The organism is Mucilaginibacter tolerans (assembly GCF_030519375.1).
Taxonomy (GTDB): Bacteria; Bacteroidota; Bacteroidia; order Sphingobacteriales; family Sphingobacteriaceae; genus Mucilaginibacter.
Genome location: NZ_JAUMKB010000003.1, coordinates 144,317 through 165,728 on the forward strand (window position 1 = coordinate 144,317; position 21,412 = coordinate 165,728).

General features: G+C 42.8%; 21 protein-coding genes. 11 read left to right on the forward strand and 10 right to left on the reverse strand.

The window, feature by feature from the left end:
* Nucleotides 1–113 precede the first annotated feature (113 nt).
* Nucleotides 114–794, reverse strand: a complete 681-nt coding sequence (locus tag Q3A68_RS05340; RefSeq protein WP_302900022.1) for a tetratricopeptide repeat protein — start codon at nucleotides 792–794, stop codon at nucleotides 114–116.
* A 224-nt stretch (nucleotides 795–1,018) separates the two neighbouring features.
* Here Q3A68_RS05340 and recF point away from each other — a divergent pair, with 224 nt between their 5' ends.
* Both recF and Q3A68_RS05350 read left to right on the forward strand, forming a co-directional pair.
* Nucleotides 1,019–2,125: a DNA replication/repair protein RecF gene (recF, locus tag Q3A68_RS05345; protein ID WP_302900023.1), complete on the forward strand. Its 1,107-nt coding sequence runs from the start codon at nucleotides 1,019–1,021 to the stop codon at nucleotides 2,123–2,125.
* A complete protein-coding gene (locus tag Q3A68_RS05350; RefSeq protein WP_302900024.1) occupies nucleotides 2,112–2,402 on the forward strand; it encodes a DciA family protein in 291 nt (96 codons plus the stop codon). The genes recF and Q3A68_RS05350 overlap by 14 nt, the downstream gene beginning before the upstream one ends.
* On the opposite strand, the gene Q3A68_RS05355 is transcribed toward Q3A68_RS05350, so the two are convergent.
* Both Q3A68_RS05355 and Q3A68_RS05360 read right to left on the reverse strand, forming a co-directional pair.
* Nucleotides 2,389–2,592, reverse strand: a complete 204-nt coding sequence (locus Q3A68_RS05355; RefSeq protein ID WP_302900025.1) for a hypothetical protein — start codon at nucleotides 2,590–2,592, stop codon at nucleotides 2,389–2,391. The genes Q3A68_RS05350 and Q3A68_RS05355 overlap by 14 nt on opposite strands.
* Before the next feature lie 338 nt (nucleotides 2,593–2,930).
* Complete coding sequence (locus Q3A68_RS05360) at nucleotides 2,931–3,350, reverse strand: nucleoside-diphosphate kinase (RefSeq protein ID WP_302900026.1); 420 nt, start codon at nucleotides 3,348–3,350, stop codon at nucleotides 2,931–2,933.
* Nucleotides 3,351–3,474: 124 nt separating this feature from the next.
* Here Q3A68_RS05360 and Q3A68_RS05365 point away from each other — a divergent pair, with 124 nt between their 5' ends.
* The 5 genes from Q3A68_RS05365 to Q3A68_RS05385 all read left to right on the forward strand — a co-directional run bounded on the left by Q3A68_RS05365 (nucleotide 3,475) and on the right by Q3A68_RS05385 (nucleotide 8,396).
* On the forward strand, nucleotides 3,475–4,485 hold the full coding sequence (locus tag Q3A68_RS05365; RefSeq protein WP_302900027.1) for a DHH family phosphoesterase: 1,011 nt from the start codon (nucleotides 3,475–3,477) through the stop codon (nucleotides 4,483–4,485).
* Nucleotides 4,486–5,487, forward strand: a complete 1,002-nt coding sequence (locus Q3A68_RS05370) for an FKBP-type peptidyl-prolyl cis-trans isomerase (RefSeq protein ID WP_302900028.1) — start codon at nucleotides 4,486–4,488, stop codon at nucleotides 5,485–5,487.
* 61 nt (nucleotides 5,488–5,548) lie between these two features.
* Complete coding sequence (locus Q3A68_RS05375) at nucleotides 5,549–6,529, forward strand: FKBP-type peptidyl-prolyl cis-trans isomerase (RefSeq protein ID WP_302900029.1); 981 nt, start codon at nucleotides 5,549–5,551, stop codon at nucleotides 6,527–6,529.
* Between the two features lie 40 nt (nucleotides 6,530–6,569).
* Nucleotides 6,570–7,337, forward strand: coding sequence for a TatD family hydrolase (locus tag Q3A68_RS05380; RefSeq protein WP_302900030.1), 768 nt, complete (start codon nucleotides 6,570–6,572; stop codon nucleotides 7,335–7,337).
* Between the two features lie 39 nt (nucleotides 7,338–7,376).
* Nucleotides 7,377–8,396, forward strand: a complete 1,020-nt coding sequence (locus Q3A68_RS05385) for an asparaginase (protein WP_302900031.1) — start codon at nucleotides 7,377–7,379, stop codon at nucleotides 8,394–8,396.
* Between the two features lie 141 nt (nucleotides 8,397–8,537).
* Here the strand turns inward: Q3A68_RS05385 and Q3A68_RS05390 are convergent, their stop codons facing one another.
* The 5 genes from Q3A68_RS05390 to Q3A68_RS05410 form a co-directional block, all read right to left on the reverse strand.
* A complete protein-coding gene (locus Q3A68_RS05390; RefSeq protein WP_302900032.1) occupies nucleotides 8,538–11,666 on the reverse strand; it encodes an efflux RND transporter permease subunit in 3,129 nt (1,042 codons plus the stop codon).
* An 89-nt stretch (nucleotides 11,667–11,755) separates the two neighbouring features.
* On the reverse strand, nucleotides 11,756–12,832 hold the full coding sequence (locus tag Q3A68_RS05395; RefSeq protein WP_302900033.1) for an efflux RND transporter periplasmic adaptor subunit: 1,077 nt from the start codon (nucleotides 12,830–12,832) through the stop codon (nucleotides 11,756–11,758).
* 289 nt (nucleotides 12,833–13,121) lie between these two features.
* A complete protein-coding gene (locus Q3A68_RS05400; RefSeq protein ID WP_302900034.1) occupies nucleotides 13,122–14,399 on the reverse strand; it encodes a TolC family protein in 1,278 nt (425 codons plus the stop codon).
* A gap of 229 nt (nucleotides 14,400–14,628) precedes the next feature.
* Nucleotides 14,629–16,011 (reverse strand): HAMP domain-containing sensor histidine kinase, encoded by a 1,383-nt coding sequence (locus tag Q3A68_RS05405; protein ID WP_302900035.1) that lies wholly within the window; start codon nucleotides 16,009–16,011, stop codon nucleotides 14,629–14,631.
* Complete coding sequence (locus Q3A68_RS05410; protein WP_302900036.1) at nucleotides 16,011–16,694, reverse strand: response regulator transcription factor; 684 nt, start codon at nucleotides 16,692–16,694, stop codon at nucleotides 16,011–16,013. Before Q3A68_RS05410 ends, Q3A68_RS05405 begins: the two co-directional genes overlap by 1 nt.
* Nucleotides 16,695–16,787: 93 nt before the next feature.
* On the opposite strand from Q3A68_RS05410, the gene Q3A68_RS05415 reads away from it, so the two are divergent.
* Nucleotides 16,788–17,222 carry a VOC family protein gene (locus Q3A68_RS05415; RefSeq protein ID WP_302900037.1) on the forward strand — a complete coding sequence of 145 codons (435 nt, stop codon included), beginning with the start codon at nucleotides 16,788–16,790 and terminating at the stop codon, nucleotides 17,220–17,222.
* Here Q3A68_RS05415 and Q3A68_RS05420 read toward each other — a convergent pair.
* Nucleotides 17,219–17,929 (reverse strand): LytR/AlgR family response regulator transcription factor, encoded by a 711-nt coding sequence (locus Q3A68_RS05420; protein WP_302900038.1) that lies wholly within the window; start codon nucleotides 17,927–17,929, stop codon nucleotides 17,219–17,221. The genes Q3A68_RS05415 and Q3A68_RS05420 overlap by 4 nt on opposite strands.
* Nucleotides 17,926–18,942, reverse strand: coding sequence for a sensor histidine kinase (locus Q3A68_RS05425; RefSeq protein WP_302900039.1), 1,017 nt, complete (start codon nucleotides 18,940–18,942; stop codon nucleotides 17,926–17,928). The genes Q3A68_RS05420 and Q3A68_RS05425 overlap by 4 nt, the downstream gene beginning before the upstream one ends.
* 248 nt (nucleotides 18,943–19,190) lie before the next feature.
* Between Q3A68_RS05425 and Q3A68_RS05430 the strand changes: the two genes are divergently transcribed.
* The 3 genes from Q3A68_RS05430 (at nucleotide 19,191) to Q3A68_RS05440 (ending at nucleotide 21,401) form a co-directional block, all read left to right on the forward strand.
* Nucleotides 19,191–19,325 (forward strand): hypothetical protein, encoded by a 135-nt coding sequence (locus Q3A68_RS05430; RefSeq protein ID WP_302900040.1) that lies wholly within the window; start codon nucleotides 19,191–19,193, stop codon nucleotides 19,323–19,325.
* A 41-nt stretch (nucleotides 19,326–19,366) separates the two neighbouring features.
* Nucleotides 19,367–20,485, forward strand: coding sequence for a DUF2911 domain-containing protein (locus tag Q3A68_RS05435; RefSeq protein WP_302900041.1), 1,119 nt, complete (start codon nucleotides 19,367–19,369; stop codon nucleotides 20,483–20,485).
* 64 nt (nucleotides 20,486–20,549) lie between these two features.
* Complete coding sequence (locus Q3A68_RS05440; RefSeq protein WP_302900042.1) at nucleotides 20,550–21,401, forward strand: TolB-like translocation protein; 852 nt, start codon at nucleotides 20,550–20,552, stop codon at nucleotides 21,399–21,401.
* The last annotated feature ends 11 nt before the right edge of the window (nucleotides 21,402–21,412 follow it).

A 21,412-nucleotide genomic window follows, 5' to 3' on the forward strand; every position in this document is an offset into this window, starting at 1 on the left:
TTTTTTAACGTTTAAGCAGATTTTTGAGTATAAATAAAAAATCCCAAAGGTTTATATCGTATAAATATATTGTCCTTTAGGATTCAGTTAAATTGTGGAATATAATTCCCGAATTACAGTTTTGCTTCCACACGTGCGATATACGCGTCCATGCTTTGTGCTTCGCTGCTCTCCGGATAATCTGATTTTATTTTCTTATAGGTTTCGTCAGCAGATTTGTAATCTTTCTGCTCCTCATATACCAATCCTAATTTCTTTAGATAGAAGGGTGACAGGAATTTGTTGCTTGCTTTATCCGCGGCTTTCTTAAAGAATGTGGATGCCTTATCATAGTCCTTCAGCTCAACGTATGCATCACCTGTTCCACCCAACGCTTCAGCTGCAACCATAACGTCGCTACCACGATAGTTAGTCAGGTCATCAATGGCTTTTTTGTAATCACCCTTATTAAGGTAAGCAATCCCTGCATAAAAATAAGCCAGGTTAGCTGCTTTAGTATTACTATAATCATTGATGATTTTCTCAAAACCCGGATAACCGGCATCACCTTTCAGGGCCTTATCCCAGTCTTTTTTCTGCCAGGCATCCTGCGCTACATACATCTGGCTGGCTGCCTTTTCCTCACGCGGCGCGAGGTACATCTTCTGGTATCCAAAATAAATGATCACCATTGCAATGATGGCTCCTGCAATAAAAATTAAGCTTTTTTGGTTTTCGCGCACAAACTTACCGGTCTGTCCAAAATCGCTGTCTTTCGCAATGACCTGAGTATTATTCGCCTGGGTTTTTGACATTTCTATTCTAAAATTAAGTTTGCAAAAATACAGTTTTCAACTTTGTAAGCAATAGGTTGGTGTAAATAATTGTCGGGGACTGGTTATCAGTTAATCAGTTAAACCCAGTGGCCAGTTACCGGGCGGGATAAAATATTTTCTTGTGAGCGTTACTAATCCCTGATTGACTGGTTAACTAACCCCCGATTAACTGCCCCACAAAATCACTACCTTTGACAACCCTTATGTATCTGCAGCAATTATCCGTTATCAATTTTAAAAATTACAGCGAGGCTGAGCTGATTTTCAGCGAGGGTGTGAATGCTTTTACGGGCAATAACGGCGCAGGTAAAACCAATTTACTGGATGCGATACATTACCTGTCACTCTGCAAAAGTTATTTTAACCCCATAGATAGTCAGCAGATAAAAACGGGTACCGACCTGTTTGTAATCAACGGCGTTTTTAACAAAGATGGCCATAAGGAAACCATTGCATGCGGATTAAAACGCAACCAGAAAAAGCAATTCAAACGGAATAAAAAGGATTACCAACGCCTGGCTGATCACATCGGTTTGTTCCCGTTGGTGATGATATCGCCTTATGACATCAGCATTATTATAGAAGGCAGCGAGGAGCGGCGGAAATTTATTGATAACGTCATTTCGCAAACCGACAATAAATACCTCGACGAGTTAATCACTTATAACAAGGTATTGACCAACCGGAACGCTTTATTAAAACGAATTGCCGATACAGGCAGATATGATCCTGAGTTGCTGAGTGTCTTCGATGAACAATTAATCGCCTCAGGTAACCTGATATTTGAAAAGCGAAAAGCCTTTATGGAAGCCATCACACCTGTTTTCAATAAACATTACCAATTTTTGAGCGGTGACGCTGAACAGGTTGACCTCGTGTACGAGTCGCAATTATTACAGGGCGATTTTACCGATCTGCTGAAAAAAAGCACTGAAAAGGATCGTATATTAGAGCGAACTACTGTGGGCATTCATAAGGATGAATTGCAATTTGCAATTCATGGTATGCCAATGAAAAAGTTTGGTTCGCAGGGACAACAGAAGTCGTTTTTAATAGCATTAAAGCTTGCGCAGTATACCTACTTGTATCAGCAAAAAGGGTTTAAACCTTTGCTTTTGCTGGATGACATATTTGACAAACTGGATGATAACCGGGTAACCAAACTGATGCAGATGGTATCCAACCACGACTTTGGGCAGGTATTTATTACCGATACCAGCGCTGCCAAAGTGGAAGGGATCTTTGATAAAATCAATGTAGGCTTAAAAATATTTAAAATAGCAGGAGGCGAAATTGATGGGCAGAACTAACGACAAAAGCCTGAAGGAAGCCATCGAACAGATGCTGCAGGTATACAAGATCAAGCGGAAGTATGACGAAACCGGCATTAAAGCTTCATGGCCACAGTTGGTGGGTAAGTCGGTAGCTAACCGTACCAAAGAGATCTACATCCACGATAAGAAATTATTCCTGCGCATAGAATCGTCGGTCATCAAAAATGAGCTGATACTTATGCGTTCTCAAATAATTGAGAAGATCAATAACGAGACAAATAGCGTACTGGTAGAAGATATTATCTTCCTCTAGACCACCTTGATCTGGCCAGTGCTTTTTTTCTGAAATCGTCGCTGATGATAGAATAGCCCAATATCATAACTCCGGGAGTAATGAATACGAGCTGTACTTCAGGTGGGTGATGCAGAAAAAACAGGGAGTTAACAACAATAATTGCTGTTATCACCAGCGCATACACTAAACACTTAATTAGTAGTTTCATGGCTTATGTTTTTGCTGCTATTGTTCCAACAATCATGCCATTTAGTTTAACACCATCATAACTACAACATTTACAGCACAGTAAAACTATTACTTTAAGTGCAAAAAAGCAAATAAAAAAGGGAAATATATCCCGGATATGGTTACGGATACACATATGCCGTATCAACTCACCCCGACATAGCTTCGCTTGTCGACCCTCTCTTCGCTATGCGAAAAGAGGGTGAGAAAAACAACAAACCCTCTTTACGGCTTGCCGTAGAGAGGGTGGTCGGGCGCAGCAAAGACCGGGTGAGCCGACTATGCAACCCACCCTCTACTACACCTGATTAAAATAATTTAGAATTTCTCGAAAGCTGAGAAATAGAAATTGCCCTCGATCTTAGCGTTTTCGTCAGAATCTGAACCATGAACAGCATTTGCATCAATAGATTTTGCAAACAGGTTACGGATAGTTCCAGGCTCAGCTTTAGCTGGGTCGGTAGCGCCGATCAGCTTACGGAAATCCTCAACTGCATTTTCTTTTTCAAGAATAGCAGCGACAATCGGTCCTGAAGACATGAAGCTCACCAGGTCGTTGTAGAAAGGACGCGCTTTGTGCACTGCATAAAATTCGCCGGCTTTCTCAGGGGTCAACCACAGGTATTTCATAGCAGTGATTTTAAAACCACCTTTTATAATATGATCTAAAATAGCACCGATATGGCCATTGGCCACCGCGTCGGGCTTAATCATAGTGAATGTTTTATTATTTTCCATTGTGTTTATCAAAATTGCCGCAAAAGTAGTGTTTTAAACTTTATAAAATAAACGCTTTTTGCTTTATAATTAGATACTTCGTATTTGATTTATTTCTTTAGCTTTGCAGCTATTTTGAAAATTGATGCTGGATTTAGCTGCACTTAAAAACCTATTAAGCCAACCGCGCAAAATTGTTATCACCACACATCACAAACCTGATGGTGATGCAATGGGGTCGTCGCTGGGTTTATATAATTATTTAATACAGCAGGGGCATCATGCAAACGTGATCACTCCGACAGATTATCCCGATTTCCTTGCCTGGATGCCCGGGAACGAGAATGTTATCATATTTACTGAGCACCTGGACAAATCAGCGGCGCTGGTTGCAGAGGCGGAGATCATATTCTGCCTCGATTTTAACGCACTGAGCCGTATAAATGAACTGGGGGAACTGGTTCGCGCAAGCAGCGCTGTTAAAGTGATGATTGACCATCACCTGGAACCGGAAGATTTTGATGATTACCGCCATTGGGATATCAACGCTTGCGCAAGCGCTCAACTGGTTTATGATTTTATTGTAAATCAATTGCAGCATAAAGAATTGGTTAATAAAGATGTGGCTACCTGCCTGTATACAGGCATCATGACCGACTCTGCATCGTTCCGTTTACCTAATACAACTCCGGCGGTGCACCGCATTGCTGCCGACCTGATTGAAGCAGGCGCAGTAAACTGGCATATACACGAATTAGTTTATAGTAATTCATCAGAAGGCCGTTTGAATTTTCTTGGACATTGCCTGAAAGATAAGCTGGAAGTACTATATGAATACAATACTGCGTTAATCTCCGTTAACAAGAAGGAATTGGAAGAGTATGATGTGATAACAGGTGATACAGAGGGAATTGTGAATTATGCTTTATCAATTACAGGTATAAAACTGGCGGCTTTTATAGTAGAACGTACGGATAAGGTAAAACTTTCGTTAAGGTCAAGGGGAGAGTTTCCTGCGAACGAGATTTGTAAAAAATATTTTAATGGTGGCGGGCATCGCAATGCAGCCGGCGGCACATCAACAGACAGCCTTGACGGGGTGATCAATCAGTTCAAACAAATTTTACCAGAATATAAAAAACTATTAATACAATAAATGATGAAAAAAAACTTAATGTTTTTAGCTCTTGCGGCAATCGGATTAGCAAGCTGTAATGGCGGATTTAAAAAAGGTAACGGCGGTATGCTATATGATATACACGTTGACAAAGGCGCCCCAAGAGTAAAAGAGGGCGACTTTATTAGTCTTCAGCTAATCGCGAAAACAGATGGCGACTCCGTTTTGATGAGCACTTACGAGCAAGGTCGTCCTATCATTACACTTCTGCAAAAAGCACAAGCTTCAGGTGATATTTTTGCCGGCGTTAAATTATTGGGCGAGGGTGATAGCGCAACTATCAAAACAAATATCGATTCAATCATGAAAAAAGGTATGCGTAGGCCTCCTTTAAAAGGCAAGTATATCGTTTATGAAGTGAAGGTGGATAAGGTAATACCGAAAGGTAAGATGAGTGACACCGCATTTAACAGCGCTATTACTACTTATTTAAAAGCTCAGGCTGAAGTCATGAAAAAAGCTGAACCAGCAAAAATCAAAAAATATATTGCCGATAATAAACTGACTGTTACTACGACTGCATCTGGTTTGAACTACATAATAACAAAACAAGGGACAGGCGACAAGCCGGCCGCAGGAGATACTGTAGAGGTAAACTACGTAGGCAAATTTGTGAATGGCAAACTATTCGAAACAAATCTTAAGGAAGTTGCTCAAAAAGAGAAAACATTCAACCCGATGATGCAATATAAGCCAATACCTGTAGTAGTTGGTGTCAAAGCGGTTATACCTGGTTGGGACGAAGCTTTACAGCTTTTAAACAAAGGTTCAAAGGCAACTCTTATTATCCCTTCTAATTTAGCTTATGGTGAACAAGGTAACCAGGTTATCCAGCCGTTTACACCACTGGTATTTGACATAGAAGTAGTTGATATTATCCACCCTGATCCAAACGCTAAAAAACCTGCCGCCCCTGCTCCATTAACTCTGCAGCAGTTGCAACAGCAGGCAAAACAACAACAAGCGCCGGCTAAAAAATAACGACTAATAACAACCAATATATAGCCCTCTGCGTAAACCGGAGGGCTTTTATTTTAATACCATGATGAAAAAAATTGCTTTAATAACTTTATTATCTCTGACTGCCGGTATTTGTGCAAACGCCCAGGATAATTCAGTGAAAACTCCTAAAGGTGCTGTTGTAAAAGTAGTAACAAGCAATCCGGGTGATAAGATTAAACCTAATGATGTAATCACCTTTGATGTTGTACAAAAGACCGAGAAAGATTCTGTTCTTTTCAGCAGCTATATGCTGGGCCATCCATTAAAGATACAGGTGCAGCCTTGCCAAAATGTTGGTGACCTGATGGATGCGTTGCCGTTGCTGGCCGCGAAAGACAGCGCTTGTATAAAAGTCCCTACTGATTCAGTTTTTAAGGATCATGAGGAACAACGCCCTGCGTTTCTGAAAAAAGGAAGTTGGTTGGTATTCAATGTGAAGATTGATAAAATACAGTCCTTACAGCAAGCTATTGATGAGAAAAATGCTGTTGGTGAGAAAATGAAAACGGAAGAAACTGCGGACCGCGATAAATATATTGCATCGCACAACCTGATTGTAAAAACAACGCCATCAGGATTGAAATATGTTATCACGCAACCTTCGTTGAAACCTAAACCATTGGCAGGTGATACTGTGCTGGTTAACTATATTGGCCGTACAACCGGCGACAAAGTTTTCGATTCAAGCATACAGGCCGAAGCGCAAAAGGCAGGTTTAAATCAGCCCGGCCGTAACTATGAGCCGCTGCCGGTAGTTGTAGGCACGGGTAGTGTAATAAAAGGATGGGACGAGGGGCTTTTATTATTAAACGAAGGCTCAAAAGCAAAACTGATCATACCGTCTAATTTAGGTTATGGCCCAGAAGGCGCAGGTGATGCAATTGCTCCATATAGTACGTTAGTGTTTGATGTGGAATTGGTAAAGATCAAGCCGATAAAACATGCGATGGCACCAAAGCCCGCTGCTAAGAAGACAACGACAGCGACAAAAAAACATACTGTCGCAAAAAAGAAAAGCTAATATTTAGCCTCGGTTCGCCGGGGCTTTTTATTTTTGCAGCATGATATTGACCGATACACACACCCATCAATATTACGAGACTGACCCTGTGAAAAGGCAGGAACTGATGCAGCGCTGCCTGGATAACGGTATCAGCCGTTTGTTCCTGCCTAACGTTGATTCAGCGTCCATTGATCTGGTAATGAGCCAGGTAGCCGCATTTCCGGAGAATTGCTTTGCTATGCTCGGTTTGCACCCCTGCGACGTGAAAGAGCACTGGCAGCAGGAACTGGATACTATTTATAATGCTATCCCTCAGCATAAAATATATGCCATAGGTGAAATAGGAATTGATTTGTATTGGGATAAAAGCACCCTAAATAACCAGATAGAAGCTTTCAAAACACAGATCAATTGGGCAAAGGAATTAAAACTGCCTATCGTTATCCACTGCCGCGACTCATTTGATGAGGTGTTCGCTGTTTTGGAAGAAGAGAAAGATGATGACCTGAGAGGAATTCTTCACTGCTTTACCGGCAGCCTTGAGCAAGCTAACAAACTGATCGACTTGGACTTCTACCTTGGCATTGGTGGCGTAGTCACCTACAAAAACTCAGGATTAGATAAAGTAGTACAGGAAATTGACTTAAAACATATCGTTTTAGAAACAGATTCTCCCTATCTTACGCCCGTTCCGCACCGCGGGAAGCGCAACGAGAGTTCATACTTGCTATATGTAGCTGAAAAGGTAGCCGATTTGCATCAAATGAGCGTTGAAGAAGTTGCCAGAGTGACCACCGAAAATTCAAAAATTGTGTTTGGTGTGTGAACGTTTTTATATTTACATTTTATTTGATTAGCCCGATTCATGAACCAGATACTGATCATCTATACCGGAGGGACAATCGGTATGATGACCGACCCCAAAACCAAGGCACTTAAGCCAATTAACTTCGAACAGATCATGGAAAATGTTCCTGAACTGGAGAAGTTAAACTGCAAAATATTGGTTCATTCCTTTGAACAGATCATTGATTCATCCAATATGAACCCAGAGATCTGGTGCGAACTGGCCCACCTAATCAGAGATAATTACGATAATGTAGATGGCTTCGTGATATTGCATGGTTCGGATACCATGGCCTTTACGGCATCAGCGCTCAGCTTTATGCTCGAGAATCTGGCTAAGCCGGTTATTTTCACAGGCTCGCAGTTACCTATTAGCGCTATCCGTACAGATGCGAAAGAAAATTTGATGACTGCCATCGAGATCGCCAAAGCAAAGAAACATGATCGGGCCCGCGTACCTGAAGTATGTATCTACTTTGATTACAAATTATTCAGAGGCAACAGGGCATTTAAGTATAATTCGTCCAAGTTTGAGGCATTCAGATCACCAAACTACCCAATATTGGCTGAATCAGGTGTGCACCTTAAATTTAGCCTTAACGATATAAGGCAACCAACAGAAGATCATTTTATTGTCCACAGCGACCTGGCAAATGATGTGGCGGTACTTAAACTTTATCCGGGTATTAGTCCGAAAGTGGTTGAAAACATCCTTTCTGCCGATGTACGGGGTATTGTAATGGAAACATTCGGAGCAGGCAACACCACCACCGATCAATGGTTTATAGACCTGCTTAAAAATGCGATCAACAGCGGCAAAGTGATACTGGATATTTCGCAATGTAAAGTAGGAACGGTAGAATTAGGCCGATATGAAACCAGCAAGGAACTGAAAGACATGGGGGTAGCCAACGGTTACGACATGACCTACGAAGCCGCCATCACCAAAATGATGTACCTGCTGGGACAATATAAAGAGCCTGCTGTTATTAAAGAATTGCTGGAGACGGATCTGCGTGGTGAGCTAACGATTTCATAAGGAAACTTTAGATTTAATCAAAACAAAAGCGGCAGGTATACAACCCGCTGCTTAACTACAGTACCTTAATTGCGCCGGCAGGTACAGCTCTCACCCTGCACCGCCGTCCGCAATACCGATACTCGGGGGTATTAGTCTCTTTTACATCCGCCCAATATTCCCTTGCTCCACACGTTTTTTGTATGCGCCGTAGAATATGATCGGGAAGATGAACAGGTTAAATGTTGTATTGGTGATTAACCCGCCTATCACTACAATGGCCAAAGGTTTTGAGGCTTCAGAACCAATACCATTTGACATGGCCGCGGGCAATAAACCGATGGCAGCCATTAACGCCGTCATTACTACCGCCCGCAGACGTTCGGCAACGCCCAGCTTTAGCGCATCAGAGAATCGGCGTGCCGAATGAAATCTTAACTCCTTGATATTTGTCTTGAACTTGGTGATCAGGATCACCCCATTCTGCACACATATACCAAACAGGGCGATAAAGCCGATACCAGCTGAAATATTAAAATTGACACCTGTTATCAATAAGGCCAGGATCCCTCCTGCTATTGCGAACGGAACGTTATTCAGTACCAATAACGAATCCTTTACATTCCCGAACAGGATAAACAGGATGAAGAAAATGATCAGCAAGCTGATCGGCACTACCTGGGCCAATCGCTTCGAAGCGCGCTGCTGGTTTTCGAAATCGCCCGCCCATTCAAGGAAATAACCTTTCGGTAGTTTGATTTTGGCATTTACTTTATCCTGTGCTTCTTTAATGGTACTACCCATGTCCCTGCCACGGATTGAAAATTTTATAGCTCCGTAACGTTTATGCGCGTCACGGTAGATCATACTGATACCGGTAATTTTAGTGATATCTGCTATTTCACGGAGAGGAACTTTCTTACCACTGGTAGATGGCACCCGCAGGTCGCCGATAGACTGGGTGTTATTACGGAAATCCTCAGGATAACGTATACGCAAATCGAACTTGCGTTCGCCCTCATATATCTGTGTAGCGGCCTTGCCACCGATTGCCGTTTCGATCACGGCATTGGCATCCGCAGCAGTAACGCCGTATTGAGCCATTTTTACCTGATTCAGATTGATCTGCAACTCAGGTTGACCCATATCACGCAGGATACCCAGGTCCTCTATGCCCTTTACATTTTTCAGAATATTATAAATACTGTCCTCCCTGCTTTCGATGAATTTATAATCATCTCCAAACATTTTTACGACGATGGAACCTTTTACCCCTGATACCGCTTCCTCTACGTTATCAGAAATTGGCTGCGAGAAGTTTAAATCGATCCCCGGAAAAAACTTCAGTTTTTCCTGCATGCGTTGGATCAATTCTTCTTTAGTTTCGCCCCTCGCCCACTTGTCCTGCGGATATATATCAACGTGGAACTCGATGTTATAAAAGCCCGTTGCATCCGTACCATCATTCGGGCGACCGGTTTGTGAAAGCACCTGCTTTACTTCTGAAAAACTCAGAAATATTTTGCGCATCTCATTCGCCAGTTTTACCGATTCACCAAGCGAGGTGCTTAGCGGACCCGTGGCCCTGACATATATCGAGCCCTCGTTCAACTCTGGGAGGAACTCTGTTCCCAATAACTCAAAACAAGCCAGGCAAATAACTAAAGTACCGATGGTAAATGGCAGCATTACCTTTCTGAATTTGAAGCACCATGTATAGATACGCATGCAGAAACCCGTCACAAACTCAACAAACACATTATGCTTTTCCTTTACATTTTTATTGAGCAGCACGCTTGCAAAAGCAGGCACAAAAGTGAAGGTCATGATCAAAGCTCCGAGCAGGGCAAAACCCAGCGTCCAGGCCAGAGGAGAGAACATTTTACCTTCCACCTTTTGGAAACTGAAAATGGGCAGCAAACCGGTGATAATGATCAGCTTGGCAAAGAATATACCTTTACCGTTTACCAGACAAGCCTCCTTGATCATACCCAATTTACTCAGCCTGTTATATTTCTCCATACCCACTTCCCTGGCACGATGATCGAGCACAACAAATATCCCTTCCACCATCACTACAGCACCGTCTATGATAATACCAAAGTCGATTGCACCCATCGAAAGCAGATTGGCCGACATGCCTTTTAGCTTGAGACAGATAAAGGCAAACAATAAAGCCAGCGGAATAATAAGCGATACGATGAGCGTGGTGCGCCAGTCGGCCATGAAGAGGAACACGATCACAGTTACAAATATGATCCCTTCAAACATATTATGGAGCACTGTATGCGTGGCAAAATTTACCAGGTCCTCACGGTCGTAAAAGGTTTTGATCTTTACATCTGAGGGTAAAATATTATAATTCAGGTCGTGTATTTTCTGTTTCAGCGCGGCAATCACCAGGCTTGGGTTTTCGCCTTTGCGCATCACCACGATACCTTCTACCACATCCGGGTCGCGATCACGACCAACCTGGCCTAATCTTGGCAATGCTGATTCGGTTACTTCGCCAATGGTCTTCACGTAAATTGGTGTACCCTTTACATTGTTGATGACTACATTCTTGATCTCGTCGATATTGTTCAGCAAACCAATACCACGCACCACGTAAGCCTGGCCGCTCTGTTCGATCACATCTCCACCCACATTTACGTTACTTTTTGATACAGCTTCATAAAGCTCCAGTGCCGATACGCCATATTGTAAGGCTTTTTGCGGATCGACGGTGATCTGGTAAGTTTTCACTTCACCGCCAAAACTGTTTACATCAGCCACCCCGGGTACGGCGCGTATCTCGCGGTCGACCACCCAGTCCTCAATCGTTTTCAGTTCACGAACAGATCGCTTATTGCTTGTCAATGTAAAACGATATATCTCGCCTGTCGGACCGTAAGGTGGCTCGATAGATGGATTTACGCCATCGGGCAGATTAGCGTCGCCGATATGGTTATTGATCTGTAGACGCGCAAAAGCATAATCTACATCATCATCAAAAGTCACTTTGACTACCGAAAGGCCAAACAAGGAAGACGACCTGATACTGGTTTTCTTCTCTGCCGGGTTCATAGCAATTTCCAGCGGACGGGTTACAAATTTTTCAACCTCCTCGGCGCTCCGTCCCGGCCATTGTGAAATAATAGTAACCGAGGTATTGGTCACATCCGGGAAGGCATCGATACTGATATTTTTAAAGCTGATATACCCCCCGGCTGCAAGCAACGCAGTTACGAAGAATATAAAATACTTGTTTTTTAATGCGAATGATAAAACCCTTTTTATGAATCGATTCATGTCGTGATTTCGAAATTCGGATGTACGATTTCGGATTTATTTTTTGTGTTTTATTTCAATTTTATTCAACGCCAACCGTCCTGCACCTGTCAGTCTTTAAGCGATTCAAAAAGATATACTTGTCTGGATGCCACTAAGCGGTCGCCAGGTTTTAAACCTGCACGGATGTAGGCACGGTCTTCTACTTTTTTGGCAATATCCACCTGCTGAATGCGTGCGTGAGCCTTCCCGTCAACTACTACTACATAGTTTTTATCATTATCAAAAATCAAAGCACGGGTATTGATCACCGGCAGTTTTTCACCTGATTTAGCTTTGATAATCACGCTGGCAAACATGCCCGGCTTTAATTTATTCCCCGGGTTGTTGATTTTCACTCTGGCTTTGATCACTTTATCATCGGGGTCTAGCATATCATATATCTTATCGATTTTACCATCAAAAACCTTATCAGGGTAAGACAGAGTAGTGATCTTTACGGGGTCGCCGGTTTGTATGTTGGCAATATCAGACTCATAAATATTGATGAGTACATACACATCCGACAGATCAGCAATTGTAAACAGGTTGGTGCCGTTATCCGCTCTCACCTGCGTGTTATCGGTCAGGTTTTTCTCGATCACATAGCCGGAGATTGGCGCTTTTACAAGATATCCTTGCGCATTACTCTTGTTAATGCCTACCACCTCGGCGGCACGCTTATTTTCAGCTACAGCTTTTTGATAGTCAGACTGAGCCTGCTCAAAATCCTTTTGAGAAGCCAACCCACTTTTGTATAAATCCTGGGTAGATTCCAAAGTCCGTTTGGCACTTCGCAGGTCCGCTTCGGCAGAAATATAATCTTTAGTAAAGGCGGCCATCTCAGCGCTTTTCATAATGGCCAAAGTTTGTCCCCTGCTCACTACATCCCCCAATTGCACATTCACGTCTTTAGCTACGCCGCTTACCAGAGGGTAAATTTTGACAGTCTTATTTTCATCGGGAGCGACACTGCCGGTCAGCCTGATCTCAGACAGCGCACTAGCCTCCTTCACAGTATCTATCAGCAGGCTCCTCAGGAGCGTATCCGTTACCTGGAATTTTTCGTCTTTTTCGCCCCCGGAGGCTTCAGAGCGATGACAACTTTGCAGTGTTACCACTGCTGACACTGCTAGGACAGCAGCCATAATGTAGTATTGCGGTTTAAACATATCGCGTGGCTCTTTTATAAAATATATTTTATCTTTTATATGAATTATTGCCACGGCAAGTGCAGCAAATTGCTGCACTGCCTTTGGCAACCTTAATACATCTAGGGGTATTAAGTATCATTAGTAGGGGTATTTTGAAAGTTGGTGTCCTCATCGCCTGCTCATCGGGAAACAGTCCGATTGCCTGGCAGTGGTCTGCCAGGGCAATCAATCCGTTTCTTTCGAACATTTCTGTCATTGTTATTTTAATAGCAGGGGTATGCATCTATTTATTAAAAAATGATGTGCCTGTCGCATAATTCAACTGCTCCATGGAGAGCACCCGATTAAGCTGAAGGCCATTCATTTGCAGCGTGTTGGTTTTGTAGGAATCATAAAAGTCCAGGAATTCCAGCATGCTGATATTTCGTTTCTCGTAATTCTTAAATACCTCCTGAATCAGGTGGGTAAAATCATCTTTAAACTGGGGGTCGAAGCCGTTGTACAGTTGCTCCAATCGCAAAGCTCCTTTGTAATTAGTTGCCACGTCACTTTCTACCTGGTCTTGCTGACTTTGCAACTGCACTTTGCTTTGATCGACTGCGATATGAGCCTGTTTGATGGCTCCCTGGTTACGGTTAAAAAACGGCAGACTGAAAGCTATGCCCGCACTCATAAAGTTGTTCCCATACGAACCCAGTTTATCATAATTAAAGGATAGCGAAACGTCCGGAACAGCGGTTGCTTTTTGCAGTTTCAGGTTCATGTTGCTGTAATCAACTGCGGCTTTGCTGTATCTTAAGTCGTAGCGATTGACGTAAGCCGAATCCAGCAATTGCTGATAAGGCACTCGCGACACCATCTCTTTGTTATCCGCCGTTACTATTGGCTCTACATAAGTTTTGGATGATACTTTGATCAACAATTTCAACTCACTTTCGGTAGTATCAATACCGGCCAGCAGACCATTGTATTCCGTTTGAAGTGAATAAAGCTGCGATTGAATACGCAGCACCTCCTTTTGAGCAATGTTACCCTTGGTATACTGCTCTTTAAAAACAGTCAGCGTTTTTGATAAAGAAGCGATCTCCTCATTATAAACTTTAGCCGATTGTTCGTTATAATAAATGGTGTAGAAATCATTCCGGAGCGTGAACTTCAACGTACGCAGCAGGTCAAAAAACTGATATTTGGCTTGCTCAACACCGATTTTGGCTAATTGGATATTTTTGTTCCTTTTTCCGGCGGTATAGAAAAGCTGCGAGACGCTCATTGATTGCTCGCTGAAAGCATTAGGCACACCTGTGGCATGAATACCATTAGCAAAACTGAAATCGGGATTTTGAAACAGGCGGGCGGTCATGACCTGTGCACTGGCATTGTCGATATTGTATCGCGAAATGATCAGGCTCAGGTTATTTTTTATGAATTGATCCTCGACCTGCCGTACTGTTAGCTTTAAGGTATCGCTAGCCGGGGTTTGTGCAAACGCAAACACAGGGACCCCGGCAGCAACACATGCTATTTGCAGCAATACGATAGTCCGGATATATTTTAAAAGCATAAATTATTATTTGTGCAAAAATATCCGGGAGGTGTTAGAGGACAATTAAAGCCACATTAGAATGGGATTAGAATTTAAATCCGCCGCAATAGTGGGAATTACGATTTTAGAAGTATCGTAATGCATAAGCTGATTTTAGGTTTGGGGTTATTATTTCAGATTTGGTTATGATTCACAAGCAGATTTACGATTGTAGATGTTATAAAATCGTAAATCTAAAATCGTAAATCTAAATTACCTCCCCGATTCCATTACCTGTTTCAAATGTAATGGCAACTATAGTTCCTTTTCCTGATTCCGATTTAATACTGATATGGCCGTTGTATAACTGGATAATCTTTCCTGTAATATATAACCCTATCCCGCTACCGGGGTGATCTTTAACATTGGTTCCCCTGTAAAAAGATTCAAATATCCGCTCCAGTTCCTCAGCCGGAATGCCGATGCCGGAGTCGATGACTGTGACAGTTATCTGACTGCTATCGGCATACAAATCGCATTGAACCCGTTGGTTATCAGAAAACTTATAAGCATTCCCTATGATATTATTGAAAGCAATTGTAAGCAGCGCTTTATTAGCAGGAATTTGCAATCGTTCGGGATCGGCAGGTAAATGTTTGACACTCACGGCAAAAAGACCCTTGCCCAGCTTATTTGTCCAATAATCAGCCAATTCCCATATCAGTTCATCAATAGCAACCGGGTCGAGGGCAGCCTGGGTATAACCCATATCCACCTGTGCCAGTTCCATTAACCCGGAAATGGTTTCATTCAGATCCTCGGCATCGATCAATACTGATCTTAAAACCCGTTCATACTCTTCATTAGAACGCGCCTTATGGAGTGCTACCTCTATTTCGCCTATGATGCTGGTTACGGGAGTCTTTAATTCGTGCGATGCATTAGTAACATAGGTTTGCTGCATTTCAAAGGCGTTTTCGAGATGTTTCAAGAGCCGGTTAAAGTTTTGGGCGAGTACGCTTATCTCATCCCTTCCGTTACCCTCGTCTACCCTGAAACTGAGATTCCCTGCGTGTACCAATTGCATCTGTCCTACCACATCATCCAGTGGTTCAAGAGCCTTTTTGGCGAACCAGCGACCTATAAAAAACAACCCGGTAATTACCAAGACAAACATTGCCGCCATAATCTCGATAAGGTCGTCGATACGGCGATGCCCCTGTATGTCTACCGCCGATGTTAGGATCACAAAGTTTCCCTGGTTATCATTGTAGTAAATGCCAACAGTTTGCCTGGTTCCTTCGGTAAATTCTATATCCTGTCGCCTTCTCACCTGGTCAATCACATTACTCGGCCAGTACTGCTGTTTATCCCTGATAAATGAAGCGGCATTCTTATCATTATAAATGCGGGTCACTTCACCTGGAAGTTGCTTCAAATAGCGCTCGCGGACACGGTTTAATGAATCCGGAGATATCTCGTCTGCTTCCAAATATAATTGAGCTGCTACCTTGGCCCGATCGACCAAACGGCTATAAAAATCGGCTTTAGCAAATGAATTAAAGGTAATGAAAATGACAGTGAGAGCTATAAGCAGGATCACCGCGCTGATGATTGTAAAATATAAGGCGAGGCGATTCCTGATCTTCATTATTTACCCGATTGTTTCAAGATATACCCCATCCCTATCACCGTGTGTATCAGCTTGTTTTTGAAATCTCTTTCTATTTTTTTGCGCAGATAGTTTACATACACATCAATAAAATTGGTCCCGGTATCAAAGCCTATTTCCCAAACTTTTTCTGCTATGTACTCGCGCGATAATATCTTATTGGGATTCTGCATAAACAATTCCAGCAAGGTATACTCCTTCGCTGTCAGAGTAATCTTTTTACCAGCGCGTTCAGCCGTTTTACTCCAGGTATCCAGCGTCAGGTCATCAAAAGTGAGCACATGATTTTCTTCTGCACTTTTGTTCCGTCGCATCAGGGCCTCCATACGTGCCAGTAATTCACTGAAGTGGAAAGGCTTTACCAGGTAATCATCCGCACCCGCTTTTAACCCTGATACTTTATCATGAACCTGGTTCAGTGCCGTAAGCATGAGTATGGGTGTATTAGTATCCTTCTGGCGGACACTACGACATAGGTCGATGCCATTGGTATCGGGCAGCATCACATCCATTATCAAAAGATCGAATTGTTCCTGCTGCAGCAACTTGTTGGCACTTGCTCCATCGCCCGCAGTTTTCACGCTATATCCCTGTTCTTCTAAGCCCTTGGTGATAAAGGCAGCTACTTTTTGCTCGTCTTCAATTAAACAGATGCGATTCATAACCGACAAATATGACAATATTAAGCTGAATAATTTATGAACGCCAATTTACAATTGATGATTATAATTGTATTCTAATGAAGATACGGATTTATGGATAAAATAACACCCTTCCACGTTGCAGTGCCGGTATACGACCTAGAGGAAGCTCGTAAATTTTACCGGGAAGTTTTAGGCTGCAGTGAAGGCCGCACCGATGAACTTTGGACAGACTTTAATTTATATGGTCACCAGTTTGTTATTCATTATAAACCCAGACCTAAAAATATAGAGGCGCATCATACTAATCCTGTTGACGGGCACGATGTACCAGTGCCACATTATGGCGTCGTATTGGAATGGGACGAATTTGAAAAGCTCGCGGGGCGGTTAAATGCACGTGGTGTAAAATTCGTTATTGAACCATACATCCGGTTTAAGGGCTTGCCAGGTGAACAGGCTACTATGTTTTTCCTTGATCCTTCCGGGAACGCATTAGAATTTAAGGCTTTTAAGGATATAGGGCAGTTGTTTGCGAAGCAAGGCTAAAATATCCTCTGCTGTATCACTGCCATAAAATCGCCCTTGAATTTTTCGCTTACTGGTATTTGCTTGCCGGCGATGTAGATGTGGTTATCCTGGAATTTTTCCAGTTGCTTGGTATTTACGATATAGGAATTATGTACCCGCACAAAAGGCAGCGGTAATTGCTCTTCAATCTCTTTCAAACGACGATAAATTAGTAATTGCCCGGTATTGGTAACCAGGCGCACGTACTCCTTTTCACCTTCAAAATAGAGTATATCCTCCAATCTGATCTTGCTTAATGTCTTACCTGACTTCACAAAGAAATATTCCTTTTCAGGTAAATGAACCGGCTTTTCGGTTACTTCCTTGTTGCCAAAGTAAGCTTCGATTTTTTGTGTGGATGAAATGAAACGTTTTAGTGTGATTGGCTTCAGCAGGTAATCAATGGTCTGAAAAGTATAGCTCTCGGCAGCATATTCGGAATAAGCTGTAGTGAAAACGATCTTGGTTTCTTTGGGTAGGATAGCAGCAAGCTCCATTCCGGTTAGCTGCGGCATATTGATGTCTAAAAAGAGAAAATCGACCTTGTTCTTTTTCAAAAATGCCATCGCCTCCAATGCATCATAGCATTTGGCCTTTAAGTCCCATTGTGTCGTCTGGTGGATCAGTATCTCCAGCAGATTTACGGCGTTGGGTTCATCATCGATAATAATACAGCTCAAATTCATGATAGCGGCACTTTTAAAAAGGCAGTAAACTGATCGCCCGAGCAATCTACATTCAACTCAAAGGCGGTTCCATATAACAAGCCAAGACGCTTTCTCAGATTCTCAATCCCAAAACCATGCGATGTCCCCTGCGACTGTGGTATTTTTTTGTTTGACGTCTGAAACAGCAAATAACCCTCCTGGTGAATAAGCGACAGGTCGATTTTATTCTTCCTGCTCGATTTATCCACGCCGTGCTTAAAAATGTTCTCTACAAAAGTCATCAGCAGCATGGGCGGTATGCGAGCATCCGGGTTATACTCTTTGACGAAATTTATCTCCGTATCGTGACGAATGCGGATCTTTTCTAATGCAATATAGTTCTCGATAAACTGCACTTCGGTCTGTAACGACACCTCATCTTTCGGACTTTCATCTACAAAATAGCGCATAATATCCGAAAGACGTTCTATCAGTCCCGCCGTACGCGGCGCCTCGCGGTAGGCCTCGTAGTAAATATTATTCAGCGTATTGAACAAAAAATGCGGCTGCACCTGTGATTTGAGCAGATTTAATTCAGCCTGGCTTTTTTGCAGCATGATTTCCTCTGCCTGCTGTTTTAGTTTGAAATACGCTATCGCGATGCGAAAGATAAAGCTCAGCATATAAGTAAGCAGGCCCGCAACTAAAAACTGCGCAATACTGCCCACCGACATTTTTTCGGCATGTTCCGCAAAGTATTTATTGTATATAAACATAACCAGAAAGCCCCTGCCCAGACCTGCTGCCGGCAATAATATCACTACCAGTATCACATACAACGCCACATGCCCTTTTTGATAAAGCTTAGGATACAAAAACCTGATGTTTCCGTAGATTACTGACACATAAAAAATAACATTGATTCCACTGAATATGCCCGCCTGGTACGGGCCATCCTCGGGCAGGAACGAAAAAAAAATAATTAAATAAACTGCCACCCACACCAGCCACTGAAGCTGGGCAATTGTTGCCTTCCCTTTCAAAAGATTCATTTTTAAAAATACAAAGGTTTTCGGTTATGTACTGCCGTTTTCAATAAATAGGCAGAGTTACTCAATCATTCCCGCTCTAATCTCAACAGGTACCGCTCAATACCCAAATTGTCTCAATATTCCCCTCGATTGAGGATTTCGGCTAAACAATTAAAAATTAACAAGTTGAGGTTGAATATACTTTTCAGATTGGAAGATAAAGATGAGCTTTATGATGTAAAATCAATTATAAACCTTCTTTACTGGACATGAAACTACATCCCATAGCAGAAAAACTGGCGCCGATAATAGCGGCAATTTTATTACTGCTGTCGCATTCAAAGAATGTGGTAAAACAAATGCAGACTATTGATTTGCCAGGTGTAGTTGCTGTCTGGAAATAAGAGATATTACGTTAACCCGATCATTAATTAAAAAAACTCCCATGAAAAAATTATTCAGCGCCGGTTTACTACTGGCTATTATCCACATCGTTTTTATACCGTTTGCGCATGCCCAGCTTACCTCATTACCAGATGGTGGCAACAGAAGAGCCACTGTTAGCGAAGGGATAGGCATTACTAATATTACGATCAATTACAACCGCCCTGCTGTGAAGAAAAGAGAAGGACACATTTGGGGAGAATTGATCCCAGCAGGCTATGTGGACCAGGGATTTGGGACTTCAAAATCAGCCCCCTGGCGCGCCGGAGCTAATGAAAATACTACTATTGAATTTTCTACGGACGTAAAAATTGAAGGTCAGGCGCTGGCAGCAGGTAAATACGGGTTCTTTATTGCTTACGATCCAAACGAATGCACGCTGATCTTCTCCAAAAACAACTCCTCTTGGGGCAGTTTCTTTTACAAGCCTGATGAAGATGTATTGAAAGTAAAAATAAAACCTGTGCCTGCAGATAAAAGCGTTGAATGGCTAAAATATGAGTTTACCGACCAGACACCGACCAGCGCCGTAGTAGCATTGCAATGGGAAAAAATGGTGATCCCTTTTAAAATTGATGTGGATGTAGTGGGTACACAGCTGGCATCCTTCCGCAGGGAATTAAGAAGTGAAAAAGGGTTCAATTGGGAATCATGGAACCAGGCCGCTCAATACTGCGCCCAAAATAAAACCAATTTGGATGAGGCATTGATGTGGGCTGATACTGCCACCAGTGTCAATTTTGGTGGCGATAGGAGCTTTACTGCCCGGAGCACAAAGGCAATGGTGCTGGACGCAATGGGTAAAACACCAGAGGCCGCAGATGTGATGAAAAAAGCCTACCCTTATGGCAGCTTGAATGAGTTATACATCTATGGCCGCAACCTGACACGTCAGAAAAAAGGTCAGCAGGCATTTGAAGTGTTCAAAATAAATTATGATAAACACCCTAATGAGTTTTTGACTAATGCAGGTATGGCAAGGGGGTATTCGGCAGTTGGCGACTATAAGAAAGCGTTAACATTTGCGCTGAAGGCGCAGGCACAGGCACCTGACCAGCCCAACAAGAATATCCTGAATACGATGGTCAAGAAGCTGCAAGATGGGCAAGATATAAACTAAATTTCCGATTAGGCCGGCGCTCTTTCCCGGGCGACCGGCCAATCATTTACCTATCAATTTACTTATGTATACCTTGTTAAAAAAAATCACCGTCTGTTCGCTGATTGTATTAGGGTTGAGACCGACTGCATTTGGCCAAAACATTGTTCCTGCTGGTGCAAAGCCTGAAGTGTTTACCCAGCAAGGTGTCGATTCAACCAATAACCAATCTGTAGCTGCCCTGATGCCTGATGGCAAAACTGCTTACCTGGCTGACGGGACGACCATTTATTTTACAAAAAAAGTGAATGGCAAATGGACGAAGCCTGTGCTCGCACCATTCTCTGGGCATTGGAAAGATTGGGATCCTGCATTGAGGCCTGATGGCAAACGCCTGATATTTGTCTCGAACCGCCCTGTTGATACAGCGGCTGATCAAACCAAACCTCAAAAGAACAACCAGCTCTGGTATGTCGACCGCATTTCGGGAGATAAGTGGACAGAGCCAAAACACTTCGATGCGCCTATCAATATGTACGGTTTTAACGACTACGGTCCTTCTATCAGCAGCAAAGGCACTGTTTGTTTCTGCTCACGCAACCGCGAGGGGCACAAAGGCATGGGTGGTTATGCTGCCCGCCTTGTTAATGGTCACTACCAAAAACCAGAACTGCTTGCTTTGAACGGCGACAGCGAAATATACGACCCGTTTATTGCCACTGATGAACGCTACATCATATTTGTAAGTAACGGCGAACTCTACATTAGTTATCGAAAAGGCAATAATTGGACACAAGGAGAAAAACTTGGGCCGGAAGTAAACAACGGTAAAGGCAACTTCGATCCTTATGTGTCGCCTGACGGTAAAATGCTTTATTACTCGCAGGACAAAGCCCCGGGTATTTTGATGATCCCGGTTAATATACCTGCTTCATAAAAAATTTTGAG